The 14,221-nt window shown below is 38.1% G+C and carries 14 protein-coding genes, 4 tRNA genes and 1 pseudogene; 5 read left to right on the plus strand and 14 right to left on the minus strand.

The window, feature by feature from the left end; all coding sequences use genetic code 11:
• Positions 1-187: 187 nt before the first annotated feature.
• Entirely contained in the window at positions 188-721 is a 534-nt protein-coding gene (locus SKA34_RS04365) for a Dps family protein (protein WP_006644299.1), read from the minus strand.
• A 316-nt stretch (positions 722-1,037) separates the two neighbouring features.
• Between SKA34_RS04365 and SKA34_RS04370 the strand changes: the two genes are divergently transcribed.
• The 3 genes from SKA34_RS04370 (at position 1,038) to SKA34_RS04380 (ending at position 3,286) form a co-directional block, all read left to right on the plus strand.
• Positions 1,038-1,946: a M14 family metallocarboxypeptidase gene (locus SKA34_RS04370; RefSeq protein WP_006644300.1), complete on the plus strand. Its 909-nt coding sequence runs from the start codon at positions 1,038-1,040 to the stop codon at positions 1,944-1,946.
• 169 nt (positions 1,947-2,115) lie between these two features.
• Positions 2,116-2,592 (plus strand): methylated-DNA--[protein]-cysteine S-methyltransferase, encoded by a 477-nt coding sequence (locus tag SKA34_RS04375; RefSeq protein ID WP_006644301.1) that lies wholly within the window; start codon positions 2,116-2,118, stop codon positions 2,590-2,592.
• 175 nt (positions 2,593-2,767) lie between these two features.
• Positions 2,768-3,286: a YbaK/EbsC family protein gene (locus SKA34_RS04380; RefSeq protein ID WP_006644302.1), complete on the plus strand. Its 519-nt coding sequence runs from the start codon at positions 2,768-2,770 to the stop codon at positions 3,284-3,286.
• A gap of 109 nt (positions 3,287-3,395) precedes the next feature.
• Here SKA34_RS04380 and SKA34_RS04385 read toward each other — a convergent pair whose 3' ends face one another.
• The 3 genes and pseudogenes from SKA34_RS04385 to fabV form a co-directional block, all read right to left on the minus strand.
• On the minus strand, positions 3,396-4,616 hold the full coding sequence (locus tag SKA34_RS04385; protein ID WP_006644303.1) for a hypothetical protein: 1,221 nt from the start codon (positions 4,614-4,616) through the stop codon (positions 3,396-3,398).
• A gap of 353 nt (positions 4,617-4,969) precedes the next feature.
• On the minus strand, positions 4,970-5,896 hold the full coding sequence (locus SKA34_RS04390) for an alpha/beta hydrolase (RefSeq protein WP_006644304.1): 927 nt from the start codon (positions 5,894-5,896) through the stop codon (positions 4,970-4,972).
• Between the two features lie 42 nt (positions 5,897-5,938).
• A pseudogene (gene fabV / locus SKA34_RS04395) lies at positions 5,939-7,168 on the minus strand (enoyl-ACP reductase FabV).
• A 293-nt stretch (positions 7,169-7,461) separates the two neighbouring features.
• Here fabV and SKA34_RS04400 point away from each other — a divergent pair.
• Positions 7,462-8,076 (plus strand): murein L,D-transpeptidase catalytic domain family protein, encoded by a 615-nt coding sequence (locus SKA34_RS04400; protein ID WP_006644307.1) that lies wholly within the window; start codon positions 7,462-7,464, stop codon positions 8,074-8,076.
• A 227-nt stretch (positions 8,077-8,303) separates the two neighbouring features.
• Entirely contained in the window at positions 8,304-8,945 is a 642-nt protein-coding gene (locus SKA34_RS04405) for a murein L,D-transpeptidase catalytic domain family protein (protein ID WP_050764776.1), read from the plus strand.
• A gap of 287 nt (positions 8,946-9,232) precedes the next feature.
• On the opposite strand, the gene SKA34_RS04410 is transcribed toward SKA34_RS04405, so the two are convergent.
• The 10 genes from SKA34_RS04410 to SKA34_RS04460 all read right to left on the minus strand — a co-directional run bounded on the left by SKA34_RS04410 (position 9,233) and on the right by SKA34_RS04460 (position 14,201).
• Entirely contained in the window at positions 9,233-9,871 is a 639-nt protein-coding gene (locus SKA34_RS04410) for a MarC family protein (protein WP_006644309.1), read from the minus strand.
• 635 nt (positions 9,872-10,506) lie between these two features.
• Positions 10,507-10,582, minus strand: a tRNA-Asn gene (locus SKA34_RS04420).
• A gap of 7 nt (positions 10,583-10,589) precedes the next feature.
• Positions 10,590-10,674: transfer RNA gene (locus tag SKA34_RS04425), tRNA-Tyr, on the minus strand.
• A 7-nt stretch (positions 10,675-10,681) separates the two neighbouring features.
• A tRNA-Thr gene (locus tag SKA34_RS04430) sits at positions 10,682-10,757 on the minus strand.
• A gap of 45 nt (positions 10,758-10,802) precedes the next feature.
• Positions 10,803-10,893: transfer RNA gene (locus SKA34_RS04435), tRNA-Ser, on the minus strand.
• A gap of 167 nt (positions 10,894-11,060) precedes the next feature.
• On the minus strand, positions 11,061-11,294 hold the full coding sequence (locus tag SKA34_RS04440) for a hypothetical protein (protein ID WP_006644311.1): 234 nt from the start codon (positions 11,292-11,294) through the stop codon (positions 11,061-11,063).
• A 122-nt stretch (positions 11,295-11,416) separates the two neighbouring features.
• On the minus strand, positions 11,417-11,608 hold the full coding sequence (locus tag SKA34_RS04445) for a Sec-independent protein translocase subunit TatA (RefSeq protein ID WP_006644312.1): 192 nt from the start codon (positions 11,606-11,608) through the stop codon (positions 11,417-11,419).
• A 14-nt stretch (positions 11,609-11,622) separates the two neighbouring features.
• Positions 11,623-11,910 carry a hypothetical protein gene (locus tag SKA34_RS04450; RefSeq protein ID WP_006644313.1) on the minus strand — a complete coding sequence of 96 codons (288 nt, stop codon included), beginning with the start codon at positions 11,908-11,910 and terminating at the stop codon, positions 11,623-11,625.
• A gap of 124 nt (positions 11,911-12,034) precedes the next feature.
• The gene (locus SKA34_RS04455) at positions 12,035-12,742 is read right to left on the minus strand and encodes a response regulator (RefSeq protein WP_006644314.1); all 708 of its coding nucleotides are present in this window, start codon (positions 12,740-12,742) and stop codon (positions 12,035-12,037) included.
• The gene (locus tag SKA34_RS04460) at positions 12,735-14,201 is read right to left on the minus strand and encodes an ATP-binding protein (protein WP_006644315.1); all 1,467 of its coding nucleotides are present in this window, start codon (positions 14,199-14,201) and stop codon (positions 12,735-12,737) included. The genes SKA34_RS04455 and SKA34_RS04460 overlap by 8 nt, the downstream gene beginning before the upstream one ends.
• Between the last annotated feature and the right edge of the window lie 20 nt (positions 14,202-14,221).

Consider the following 14,221-nt stretch of genomic DNA (forward strand, 5'->3'; position numbering starts at 1 on the left):
GGATGAATAACTGCAAAAAATAAACCAACTTTTTTCAGACATAACGCTTTGTTTCATCGTTATTATTTGATGTTTCTCTTTTTATTCTTTATTTATCAATGCATCTTGCTACAAATATAATAAAAAAGCTTCTTTATATATTGTATAGAGAAGCTTCATTTTCTATTGCAATAGACGTCGATTCTTATCAATGACGATATGATTCATAAAGGAACCAAACACGACGTTCAGTTTGATCGATCCAATTATCAATCATACTCACTGATGAATAATCACCACAGTCATCACATAAAGTATGCGCCACACGAAGTTCTGCTGCTAATTGTTTGTTATCACTACAGAGTTCAGCAAGCATATCAGCAGGTTCAACGTAATCAGCATCATTATCTAGAATACGCTGCATGCGTGAGATATCATCAATAGAACGTAGGGTTTTACCACCAATTTTACGCACACGTTCAGCAATATCATCGGTCATTGCAAACAATTGAACGCTTTGCTCATCAAGCATTAAGTGATAATCACGGAAATGTGCACCACTCATATGCCAATGGAAGTTTTTGGTCTTCATATAAATTGCATAAACATCAGCAAGGATCGCTGTTAGTGCACCACTGATCTCTTTAGTCGCGTCTACACTTAAATCTGTAGGTGTGGCTAGAGGACGAGTAAGGTGTAATTTTGCATCTTCAACTTGTAATTCATTCAAGAGAGTACTCATCGTCTTTTCCTATTATGTTATTTGTGACAACGAATTCAATATACCCCTCCTGATTTGTATGACAATGTTTTTAATTGCTTGTTATTGCAACTTAATATTGAGCCTTTAATTACTTGTATCAAAAAGCCAAAACTTTTGAATCACTGCAACCTCCTGATTGGATTTAATAAATGATATTCGTCTATTATTTTTCGATATAATTTTACTATATATCTACAGCAACACTATGAGTTATGAATAAAAAATCATATTTGCCAAAAACTTAAGCATAATGTAAAAAGTTATTTAGTTTAATAATAAAAATAGGAAGGTAATAATGCAGTCATCTACCTACCACATTGGTGAAGCAGGTAAAGCTTGGGGAAGCAACGAAAAAGCACAATGGTTAGCACAGACAACCATTAAACGTTCTTACCTTGAGCAAGTTGTGACAAAAATTGATGCATTGAAAAATGATTTTGACGTCACTCAATACGGTGCTCTGTCTTATGCCCCAGATAAATATCCTCTTTTTGCGATAAAAACGCGTAATTGGGATAGCAATAAACCAACAATTTTAATTACTGGTGGTATTCACGGTTATGAAACCAGCGGTGTCCATGGCGCACTTGAATTTGCCGCTTTAGAAGCCAAACACTATAGTGATGATTTTAATATTCTCATTACGCCTTGTGTGAGCCCTTGGGGCTATGAAACAGTCAACCGTTGGAACCCTAACGCTGTTGATCCTAACCGCTCATTCATCCCAAATAGCCCAGCAGAAGAATCAGCTGCCTTGATGCGCTTAGTCCAAGAACAAAAAACATCATTTTTAGCGCATATTGATCTTCATGAAACGACGGATACTGACGAGTCCGAGTTTCGTCCAGCACTAGCGGCGCGTGACGGTAAAGAATATATTGAAGATTGTGTGCCTGACGGCTTCTACGTGGTTGGTGATACTGAAAACCCACAGGATGCTTTCCAAACTGCAATTATTGATGAAGTCCGCCATGTTACCCATATAGCGCCACCGGATGACAACGGGAATATTATTGGTGAAGCCATTACCCAGGAAGGTGTAATTAACTATCCATTAAAAGCATTAGGATTATGTGCAAGCGTAACAGATGCGTTGTATACCTCGACGACCGAAGTCTATCCTGACAGCCCTCGCGTGACAGAAAAAGAATGTAATATGGCGCAGGTTGCGGCAATTAAAGGCGCATTAGATTATTTAAAGTAACACGCTAAATAATAAATAATGTCCTGCTAACCTTGTTGTTTTATATACAAGGTTAGCTTTTTATTATCTTTTATTTTGTTATATTTAACATCTAAATAACAGAGTTTGAATTCCAGATTTATACTCCCCATAACAAAGCCATCGCTCACCTCTAATTTGGCAAAGCGATATGGATACCTTTTTCAAACACATTGATAGCCCATTAGGGCAAATGACTATCACGGCAAACGCTAATGCACTCCTTTCAGTTTGGTTTGAAACCCATACTATTCCCTCTCTACATCACGCCATACTCAAACCAGACCATGCTATCTTGCTGCAATGTGAGGAACAATTAGCAGAATACTTTTCAGGCGATAGAAAACAATTCTCAGTACCTTTATCGCTTGAAGGCACGCAATTTCAAGAGCGTGTATGGCAAACATTAACAACTATTCTCTATGGTCAGACATGGCATTATCAACAATTAGCTAATGCTATTGATAATCCAAACGCGTGTCGTGCTGTCGGTAGCGCTAACGGTAAAAATACCTTATCCGTTATTGTACCTTGCCACCGAGTGATCACTAAAAATGGTAATTTAGGGGGATATGCGGGGGGGGAACCATATCAAGCAACAGTTACTCGCATTAGAAAGACAATTTAAATAATAAATGCACTCACGCTGAGTCTATTTTTCTATTGATAAACTCATGTATAACTTTAGATAGCTGCCATACTTAATGTTAAGAGTAGCGTTTATGTGTAGCGTATAACTAACAGAAAATCGACGTTATCTTGATGTATTTAAAATAACTAGGCGAAGATATGAGGAGGCAATTATGGCTACAGCAATCTCTGTCGAACAATATTTATCACACCATAATATTGAGCTTAGGCTAATACACCATCGTCCTACCGACTCATCATTTAATTCTGCAATATCGGCACACGTTCCCACAACGAAGGTGGCTAAATCTGTCATATTAAAAGATCAACAACACAATTATCTCATGGCTGTAATACCAGCAAATCGTCATGTCATGTTAGATAAAGTGAATAAAATTACAGGTAAACAGTACTGTATCGTTGGTGAGCACGAACTGTCAGCGCTATTCCAAGACTGTAGCCCTGGTGCAATTCCTAATTTAGGGCAGATTTATCACCTTGATATGATCGTCGATGACATGCTGTTTGGTATCGACGATATTTATCTTGAAGCGGGTGATCATGAAAATCTTATTCATCTCACCACCGCGCAATTTCAAAAACTCATGACCAACATCAGTCACCATACGATTAGTGGCTACAGGATGTTATTTACTCAACAAAATGAAAGTAGTTATTGGGATTGGGAATAGTCTCAACATATTGCCTTTGACTAGATATAATAAAGCACATGATCACATTTTCTTTCTGTAATCATGTTTTGCGAATGCTGTTAGATACCAACAGTGTTCGCGTTTTCCTCTATTCATTAATTATTTCACACCATGATGTTCCTGTGGGGATCTGCATTGATTTAAGCTCTGATGCAGATATTGCGGGGAGATCTCGCTGCAATATTACTTCAGCAGCTAACATCATTCGCTCATAGACTAAAGGATAAAACATACGTCCTGTTTGTCCCCACTCTACGGTATAACGACCACAACCCATTGCAATACCATCACTTTGTGATAGAAATAAAAACCTATCTTGCAGCCCAAAGTGCTCATACATCATGTAAGACTGAAATAACATTGCCATATCTTCTTTTCGATTACTGTAACCATATAAATCACTCGCACCTTCTACCTCAAAATGTGCACCAACTTGTAAAGCGTTGAGTGTACTAACCTCATAGCTTGGCGTAACACCGTCATACAGTACCTTGGCGACATCAAACAAAAGATCATCTTGCAGTGGAAACCGATCATAGAGAGTTTGATTTAATGGTGTCATCGCGCTGATGTTTTGATAAATAGTCCGGCGAGGATCGAGCGATGTTAAGGAAGTAGGTGGAATCGCATCCACTACATGGGTTAATTCATGTACCAATAGCCTAAATAAGGCTGGTAATAACTGCTCGGTAGTACGCATCGAATTATTTTCTGCATAATCATTACTCACCCAAGTCGCATAGTTCCCATCACTATCGACACTTTGCCGTACCGGCAGAAACTGTACATTAGACTGAAACTGATCACGAAAGTCTTGTTTAGCAATAATGGTTAACCACTCCTGCTCGTTTCGCCATAAGTAACGAGGGTCAATATAAATGGTTGCGGTATTAGCACTATAAAAAGAAGGTCGAATATCATCAGCAATTACGATAGCACCGACGGATCGAAATAAAGGCAATATTTCAGGCGGAAGCAACGCTAAGGCAGATAAAAAATGCTCGGCCATCCAAGGATGAGAAACAAAGACTCGTTGCTCAATATCCGCCAAGGTCACAGCCGTGTTTAGCGTAAGCCCTATCGGTGGGAATTGACTGACTAAACAGCTATTTCGATAATTTTTGGCGCACTCAAGGTACTGCTTTGGTGTTGTATCAGAGTATGCGACAACCTTACTGAGGTCAGGAAACCCTTCCGCATTTAGCGCTATCTCTTGGTGGCTATCATCATCACAAGCGGTAAGTAATAGCGAAATAAACACGATAAAAAGTAAAGAAGACAGATATCTACAGCTCGAACTCAACCACATATAGCATCTCCCTACCTAACTACTTTCACAAGTGTAGCGGAAAGAAAATAATGATAAGTATTACCACTAATGAATGTTTCAAATATCGTGATCAAGCTTCACTATCGAAGATATTCCTACCAACAGATATTGACTAAAGAGCGAATAAATCTATTCTGGAATAGAGTAATAGAGAGGCATATCACAAAAATGACGGTTGCCAATTTTTAACTATGGAAGGTGTTAAATGGATTTACTTCGTGGCTTATATTCACTACTTGAATCGTTCTTTGAATAACGCAAGCAATATAATTATCTCGAGTATCAAGCCGTAATTCAGTATTACGGCTTTTCTCTTTTAGATGCATTCATAATTATTTATTGAGAAAGACACCTATAGTTGTATAAGTCTGCTCACACTCTTTCTTCACTATGTTTTCCATATTTAAGAACGCATGAATCATTTGCTCAAAATGGATATGCTCAGATTCTACACCTTGCTTTTTTAACGCTTCGACATAGGCGATACCTTCATCTTTTAATGGACAAAACTCAGCCGTAATTACTAGGCTTTCAGGTAATGCCATACTATAAGGTCCCCACACAGGTGATGCCTTACGTCTATCTTCATTATGCTGAAAGTAATTTGAGAAATACCATTCAATTCGAGGCTGTTGTAGCAAATATCCTATACCGTTTTGATTAACAGATGGAAAGCTTAAAGTGTAATCAAGGCTTGGATAAATCAGCACTTGTTTTGCAATTTCAACATCATCATCAAATTGTGCTATTCGTGCTAACGTGGCACAAATAGCACCACCCGCAGAATCTCCAGCAATAGAAAGCTGAGGTATAAAACTTATCTCTGCGCGGATCAAAGTTTGAAATAGCGATTGTAAAACCAAATAGCCATCTTCAATCGCCGCGGGATAAGGATGCTCTGGAGCAAGAGGGTACTCAACCGATACAACAATAAACTGACTATATTGTGCTAATTTCCGACAAATAGGATCGTAAACCTCGACATTACCTGACATATGCCCACCACCATGAAAAAAAACTAATACGGGGAGTGCCGTCTCAGGTTGAGGATGATAAATGCGAATAGGCACTTTATCTTTAATCGTTAGGTTTTCAATTAACGCAATATTAGGAATATCAGTGACGAGCTCACGAGTAATAGCAGCGAGACCTTCTCTCACCGTTGGTACGGTAAATGGAATACCACTGGCAATGGTTTCGTCCATCACTTTATTAAAGCTGTTAAGCCATTGATCTAATAAAGTCGTTAATTGGCGCATATTTATCCTTGAATATAGGTACTAACCGTTACCCTACAATAATTAGGGCGCTAATTTTGATAACTCTTCAATATCAACAGGCTGAGTATAATCAACAGATGATAAACCAAAACCATTAAGGGCTAAAAAAGCTGATTTGTATCCAGCATAATCGCCAACCTGTCTAAAGTTGTCAGCATTCATTTCTGCCATTAATTTGTCTACTTGCAACTGTACTTCAGGTTTTAGTTCCCAATCGTCCATCCTAATCAGAGCCTGATCTGTTTGCTCGTTTGAATTATTGCGCTGCTTCGTTTCAGTATCAGCCTCTGAATAAATTTTTTGTGCAAAAAGGCGCTGCATTTACTCAATACACCCTTCATGGTTTCCCATTTGTTTCATCACTTTAAATAACGCCAATATATAGGGCGAAAATGTCGGTATAAAGACACTGGCTTTTGTCACCAATGCTTTGCACACCACAACGTTAGCTTGGCCATTGATCACTTGAGCTAATTGTTGATTAATTGCGATCGCGGTTTGATGTAAATGCTGTTTAGCAATACCAAGTGTCCCGTGATGATAAATAGGATATGTCGACTCAGGACCAATATATGAGTAAGCCAAGGTTTTAGCTTTCGGGGCTAACAAATTTTCCGATAACAGAAAGTTTATCCATTGTTGCCAATCTTCACCGCCCATCACTTTCGTCGTTGCAAAAATTTCCTCGTCACTGGCCGCAGTTAATTCCGTAGCAACTAATTTATCGTTTTCTAAATCAACACTATAACCAGGAAAGTTTTCACCCACGGTTTTTAAACATGAGCGCCACACCTCACCCGTTTCAGGGTCGGGACGAATACCTGTTGCTAGGCTATAAATCACTAAATCAATATGCCCGCCAAAATCATCACGTATTGTTTGCGCTACGTGTTGACGCACTTCATCTGAAAATGCATCACCCACAATATTTTTAGCAACATAGCCTTGCTGCTCAGCCGCTTGTTTAAAGAAAATATTGTTATACCAACCCGCAGAGCCTATCCCCTTATCACTTGGACCTCGTTCATAAGAGACACCTAAGGTTTCTGCTTGTACACCACCAAAGGTTAACGCAATACGTGACGCCAGCCCAAATCCAGATGACGCACCTAAAATTAATACTCGTAGAGGACCTTGTGTGATCGGAGCAACAGACTGTACATAATCAATCTGCTGTTGTACTGCTTGCTGGCAACCATAAGGGTGTGCTGTTCGTGCCACAACACCTTGAATTTCTGGTTGAATCACCATTGAACCATTCCTCTTATCGATTTATACATCATCGTTTACTGATCAGCTTGCCATACACGGCATTAATAAAACCTGATGATTCACTGATAACGTCATATTTACACCATCAATAGGTCAACCTTTGAACAGTTAACTCATATAAACATCAAAAATGATTCATATTTGTATCAAAAAATTTTAATAATGGTAATTTTTTGCATTATTGAGCCAAAAACCAATAGGCGCAGCTTTATTTAAAATCCATTCAAATATCAAACTATTAGCTGCACTTTAAATTTTTGCAGGAAGCAACGATGAAGGTAAGGACGAGTGTTTTTATAATTTTACTGTTAAGTTTTAGTTCTAGCGGATATGCAAAGACCTCATTACAACAGCAAGCCAAAATTATTTATGAAGAAACAAAACTTAAGAAGCATTTAAACTTCAATATATTTATGAGCGCTTATAAAGAACATATGCGTGTTGCAGATAAACCGATTATGTCGATTATTGATTACAGCCAGCCCTCGAATAATCGCCGTTTTTTTATTATTGATACCGATAAAAAGAAACTGCTTTACCGCACTTTTGTTTCACACGGCATCAATAGCGGCGATCTTTATGCTACGCAATTTTCTAATATTGTTGATAGTAAACAAACCAGCTTAGGCACTTATCGTGTTGCTGAAGCCTATCATGGTAAGTATGGGCTTTCGTTACGTCTTGATGGGATGAGCCCATCAAATTCTAATGCAAGAAAACGCGCGATTGTGCTACATGGAGCAAAATACGCAGAGCCAATTACTATTAAAAAATTAGGCATGCTTGGACGTAGCTGGGGGTGTCCAGCGATTCCAATGGAGTTAACCAAAAATGTCGTCAACTTGTTAAAAGAAGGCGGTTCAATCTACGCCCATGCGCGATTATAATTCGCTTTATTGTTTGCAAAATGCCATTTAGAAAACTCCTTTTAGCGCGAGTTTTATTTTTTCACTTCTAAGACATCTCTTATTTTCGACTATCACATACTTCTATCATACCCACGCTGAACAATGTAAACAATGTCTTGTCTTTTAGATAATTGGCACAGAATATTCATACATCTCTTCTATATACCATCACCGAGCAAATAAGCACGTTCAATATGGGAGGGGTTATGATGTTTTCACTTTTTTTCCGTCTAAAACTCAAATATCTCATTATCGCATCTTTAATTTTTAGCAGTCATTACGCTAACGCAATGAGAGCAACGCACGCTTGGAAGGTTTACAACCATGCTCAGCTCCAAAATTACGTTGAATTTGATATATTTCTCAATGCTTATCGTGAGCATTTACGTGTTGCCAACAAACCTATAATGTCGATTATTGATTACTCTCAACCATCTGACTCTAAGCGATTTTTAATCATAGATATTGAAAAAAGAGCCCTACTACATAGAACCTTTGTCGCTCACGGTATAAATAGCGGCAAACTGTATGCTACACAATTTTCCAATACAGTGAATAGTAGACAAACCAGCTTAGGTACTTACCGTGTTGGTGAAGCATATTATGGTAAATACGGTATTTCTTTACGATTAGATGGCATGAGCCCTAGTAATTCAAATGCCCGAAAACGTGCGATTGTATTACACGGTGCAAGCTACGCTGAACCAAATGTCATTCATGCAATTGGGATGCTAGGTCGAAGTTGGGGATGTCCAGCAATATCACGAGAGATCACACCAGAAATCGTAGACCTACTTAAAGAAGGAGGGTCTATTTATGCTCACGCTCATAATCACAGGTATAATTAATAAACATCCAAATCACACTAGTTACTGAAAAACGCAACCACCAGCAGCAATAAAAAAATAACGCCAATAAATTTCAGTAATAAACCTAAGGAAGCGCCACCTTTAGGGGCTTTGTTACAACAGCTCATACATTGTCTATTCATTAAATAATAAGAGTAATGAGAATAAAGGTTCCAGTAGAGGGAAGGTCAATACCCCATCTCATAAAACTAAGTACATACTTATAAAATATACGTATGTACTTAGCCTAATAAATCATCACATTCGTTTATAAATATAACTGAATCTTACTTAACGCCAGAGAATAACACGACTGCATCATGAACCCCTTGGATCCCCATCTGCATTCCAATCACGGTTAAAATTAATCCCATTAAGCGCGTAATAATACTGATCCCACTTTGACCAATTTTTTCTATTAGTTTAGGGCCATAAATAAAGCAAAAAAACGTGATCACACACAGTAAAGCAAAGGCAGAAACCGTTACAAGAATATGAAACATTCCCCCTGCAGCAGAGTAGTTCATGGCCGTCGCAATCGTACCAGGACCTGCAAGTAAAGGTAGAGCTAATGGAGAAATCGCAATATCAGTACCAATATCGGATGTTTCTTCTTCCTTTGCTGCATGCATGCTTGATGTATTACCTTGTAGCATGTGATAACCAACAAGAAAGACTAAAATCCCCCCCGCTAAACGTAATGCAGGTAGCGTAATACCAAATACACTAAAGATCCCTTTTCCTAAAAAACAGAACGTTGTGATGATACAAAAAGCCGTAACCAGCGCCTTAAATGCAATTGCTCTTGTTTGTTTTGCTGGCATTCCACCTGTCATTCCCACAAATACTGCCGTATTCGCAAAGGGATTCATCATAGCGAAGAAACCCATGAATACAGTAATAGCGACTGTTATTAAGTCGTGCATGCAACCTCTCTATAAATACTATTTTTAATTAAAACAACACATTCATGAATGAATCATATTTAATATAAATGAAATAGCCAAAACAAAGCAGCAACAAAAACAAACAATTCCTCAACTTTTGAGTTATTTACGCTCACATTACCAACAATAAAGCTTAAAACCCATCATTTAAAACACAACTAATTACCGATAGAATAGATTGCAACATAAATATAACCATATGATTTAAATCACATTTATATATTTATAGATGTTAAATAAAATAGAAATCAGACAAAAACAACTCATTGCATATAAAGCCGTGATAAAGATATTGTTCGCACTCAAAATTTTGCTTTCATTCTGCTGTATTATCACTCGTAATTGATATTATATTTACACGGTTGAAGACAACGGAATTCCCCACGGAGGGGACAACCTCAGCAGGCTGATATAGGGATGGTAGCCACATATCTATGGATGGCACAGCTTCAGTAGGTTGTTGAAAGGATTTGTTCAGAAAGAACCAACCGTACAATTCCCCCAGCAAAAATTGCTCCTAGGAATTGGAGTGATGACATAATCTTATTTTTTATAGATTTGTTTGAAATTGCAGATATAAAAAAAGCCCGCAAGCAATTGCGGGCTTTTCTATTTGGCTCCTCCTGCTGGACTTGAACCAGCGACATACGGATTAACAGTCCGCCGTTCTACCAACTGAACTAAGGAGGAATTGTAATGGTGGTGGGGGAAGGATTCGAACCTTCGAAGGCAGTGCCGGCAGATTTACAATCTGCTCCCTTTGGCCACTCGGGAACCCCACCGAAATAATGGTGCCGACTACCGGAGTCGAACTGGTGACCTACTGATTACAAGTCAGTTGCTCTACCTACTGATCTAAGTCGGCACATTAATTCGTTATTGCCAAGCTATCCAGCTAAATAATGAAATATGGCGGAGAGATAGGGATTTGAACCCTAGATACGCTATAAACGTATGCCGGTTTTCAAGACCGGTGCTTTCAACCACTCAGCCATCTCTCCGTAAGTGTGGCGTATGATAGCGATCACATTTTAAATTGTAAAGTGCCTCATAAACCTTATGCGTAACTTTTATACATTCAAACGATAGCGTGAAGAATTACACACCACCTCATAAGAATTAGTGCAATTTGCTGTTTAAAACGCACACAAAAGCTCATCACTATTTTCTATAACTCACTATTCAAATACGCCTGAATCTCAGTTTGAACGCGCTCAAACTCAGCTTCTACGAGATAATAAGCTTGGTCTGATGAAAAATGTAGCTCATCTTGCTTTAGACAAATATTAATGACCGTTTGATCTGCGAAAAACAACATAATAAATGAACTATTAAATTCAACACGCAAAATCGCTGCTTTATTCACTGTAAGATTATTATCAATTATCAATCCACGTTTCATGATAAATACCGATTCAAAAAATCTGCAGTTACCATAACGGATTAATAGAATTTAAACAGAGAGACAAAATAACATTGAGTTTTTCAAGCAATGGGCACTATGCACTTACATCGTAAAAAATACTAACGAGTCGTTTCATCAACCACATTTTTCTCGACAGTTTTCTCTTTAGCGGGCTCATCTTTAACCGCATTTTGAAAACCTTTTAATCCGTAGCCTAAATCACTGCCTAAGTTTTTTAATTTTTTTGTTCCAAATAACAAGACGAAAATAACAGCAACAATAAGTAGTTTGCCAATACTGATTTCCCCCATGATGTTAGTTCCTGTTATTTTGTGGCTACGCTGGGTTGATGACTAATGTAAAAACCTGATTCATAACGATCTTTTAACCCTGCAAGGATGAATACCATCGAAAAGCACACACTAATCACATTTTTCGCAAACAAAAATTCAGGATAAACATGGGTTAAAAAGAGATGAATCAGACACCACACAGAAATAACTTGTAGCCCAACAGTCATCAATTGCTGCCACGTTGATTTTAAGAAACAAGTACGCGTTAGCATGGCTAAAAAAAATACGACTGCTGCTGTCATTTCAATATAAAAAAACATATATCCACCTTATCTTCAAAGCTTTATTTCATGGTATAAAGTTTGATCTAAGGTTTATGTAATAAATACATTACGTCATATAAAGTTTTTATAAAGAACGATATTTAACAAAAATTGAGCCCATTTAATTATCGGCTATCTCTCCATTGATCAAGCGATACCCCACCCCATTTTCAGTGATGATATATTGAGGTTGAGCGGGTGACTTTTCTATTTTATGACGTAATTGAGCGATATGAATACGGACATAATGGGCATGTTCGGTATAATTACCGCCCCACACTTCTTTCAATATTTGCTTATGGGTCAGTACCTTACCCATATTTTTTGCCAGTAAAGTTAGTATTTTATATTCTTTAGGCGTGAGCTTAATACTCTCACCGTTATACATTACCGTTTGCATTGCCATATCAAGTAATACATCACCAAAACGGTATTGACTCACTTCTGTCGCAGTGTTGTGGGAATGTAAGCGAAGAGCAACTCGAATACGGGCTAATAGCTCTTCACTACCGAAAGGCTTGGTTAAATAATCATTTGCGCCAGCATCTAATGCCTGCACTTTATCAGCTTCTTTATCACGAGCAGATATCACAATAATCGGCGTCTCAGTCCAAGTACGAAGCTCTTTGGTAAACTCTAGGCCATCAGCATCCGGTAATCCTAAATCCAGTAACACTAAGTGAGGATTCCAGGACACTATTTGCTTGAGCCCTTCTTGTGCGGTTTCTACCGTTTTAACGCTATAGCCGTGTCCTGTCGTTAAAATATCTAAAAATCGACGAATTGGCGCTTCATCTTCAATGACTAATATTTTGCTATCACTATTCATAAATGCCTGTTAAATCATATTTATCACAAGGAATGGTTACTTTAAAAATGCTACCGCCGCCAAGTCTTGGCGAGACGCTAATAGTACCGTTGTGGGCTGAAACAATCAGCTTACAAATAGCTAAACCTAATCCCGTTCCTTTGACTTTAGTGTGCTCTGAGCGATAGAAACGCTCAAAAATTCGTTGAGTTTCATCCGGTGCAACACCGCAACCTCTATCGGCGATCTCAATAGAAAAGCATTCTTTTTGATAGTCTGTTGTGATATCTATTGCTTCGCCAACAGGGCTATACTTCGCCGCGTTTTCAATAAGGTTCGCGATGATTTGTTCAATTAACGCATAATCGAGTGAAACTAACATAGTTTCACTCGTTAGGTTTATTGGATGCAACTTAACAACTTGCTCTATTCGTTTCGTCGCACTACCAATCACTTCTTCTGGCTCGACCCAGTCACGATTAGGGATCAAAGTTTTCGTACTATAACGACTAATATCTAATAGCTTAGTTAAACTGCGATTTAAGCTATAACCTTCCTCTGCAATGGATTGTAATAGCTCTTTTTGAGTATCTATCGACAATTTTATTGTTGAATCACTCAAAGTAGTTGCCGTGCCAATAATTGATCCTAGTGGCGTTTTTAAATCATGAGAAACTGCCGCTAATAGCGTATTTCGCATCTGCTCTAATTGGTTTGCTTCTTTAGCAATAGTAAGAGCGCTGTTAGCTTCTGAGCGTGACAAGGATAAGCTGATTAGTGTAGTTAAAATAGGGTTAAACAGTCTTCCTTGCTCTGATTGAATCACTAATACCCCAAACAATCCTGACTGCCCACAGAGTGGATGTAATGCCAAAGCGTCTGATAACACTTCACTCGATTGTTCTCCTCGCAACATAAAGCGTTCAATCTCTGAATAATACTCACTTTGCTGTAATTTTTCATGAGAGGCCAAACAAAAAAGCGTGGGGGAAAATAGCCAGATCTGTGCTTTGAATTGCCCATTTCGCTCTAAATGTTCAATCGCTGATCTTGCGATCGCTTGACTTTCATTAAGCGAAGCCAACTCTGATGCCAAATGATAATTACTATTTAATTCGGATTTTAATAGCTTATTTTTAATAATCTCTCGCTGCTGAGATTGCGTTATTTTAACTGCAAACACACCACTAAAAGCCATAACAGTAAAGGTAATAATGTGCTGATAATTTTGAAATTTAAACGAATTATGTTCAGGTAAAACAAAGAAGTGAAAAGCAACAATACTGAGAGCAGTGATCACATAAGCAAACTTTCGCCTTAACCAAAAACCACTCACAATGTTAAGCAGCAACAACAGCATCGCGGTATCAGTTTCAATGATCACATCACGAAATTTTACGCCAATGTAAGTCACCAAAACATATAACACCAATAATATCGCGGTCTTGCTCAGATCTTTCCAATTTGTTCGATTCGTCATAAATCAAGCTATTTATCTTA

This window comes from Photobacterium sp. SKA34 (assembly GCF_000153325.1).
In the GTDB taxonomy this organism is placed as follows: domain Bacteria; phylum Pseudomonadota; class Gammaproteobacteria; order Enterobacterales; family Vibrionaceae; genus Photobacterium.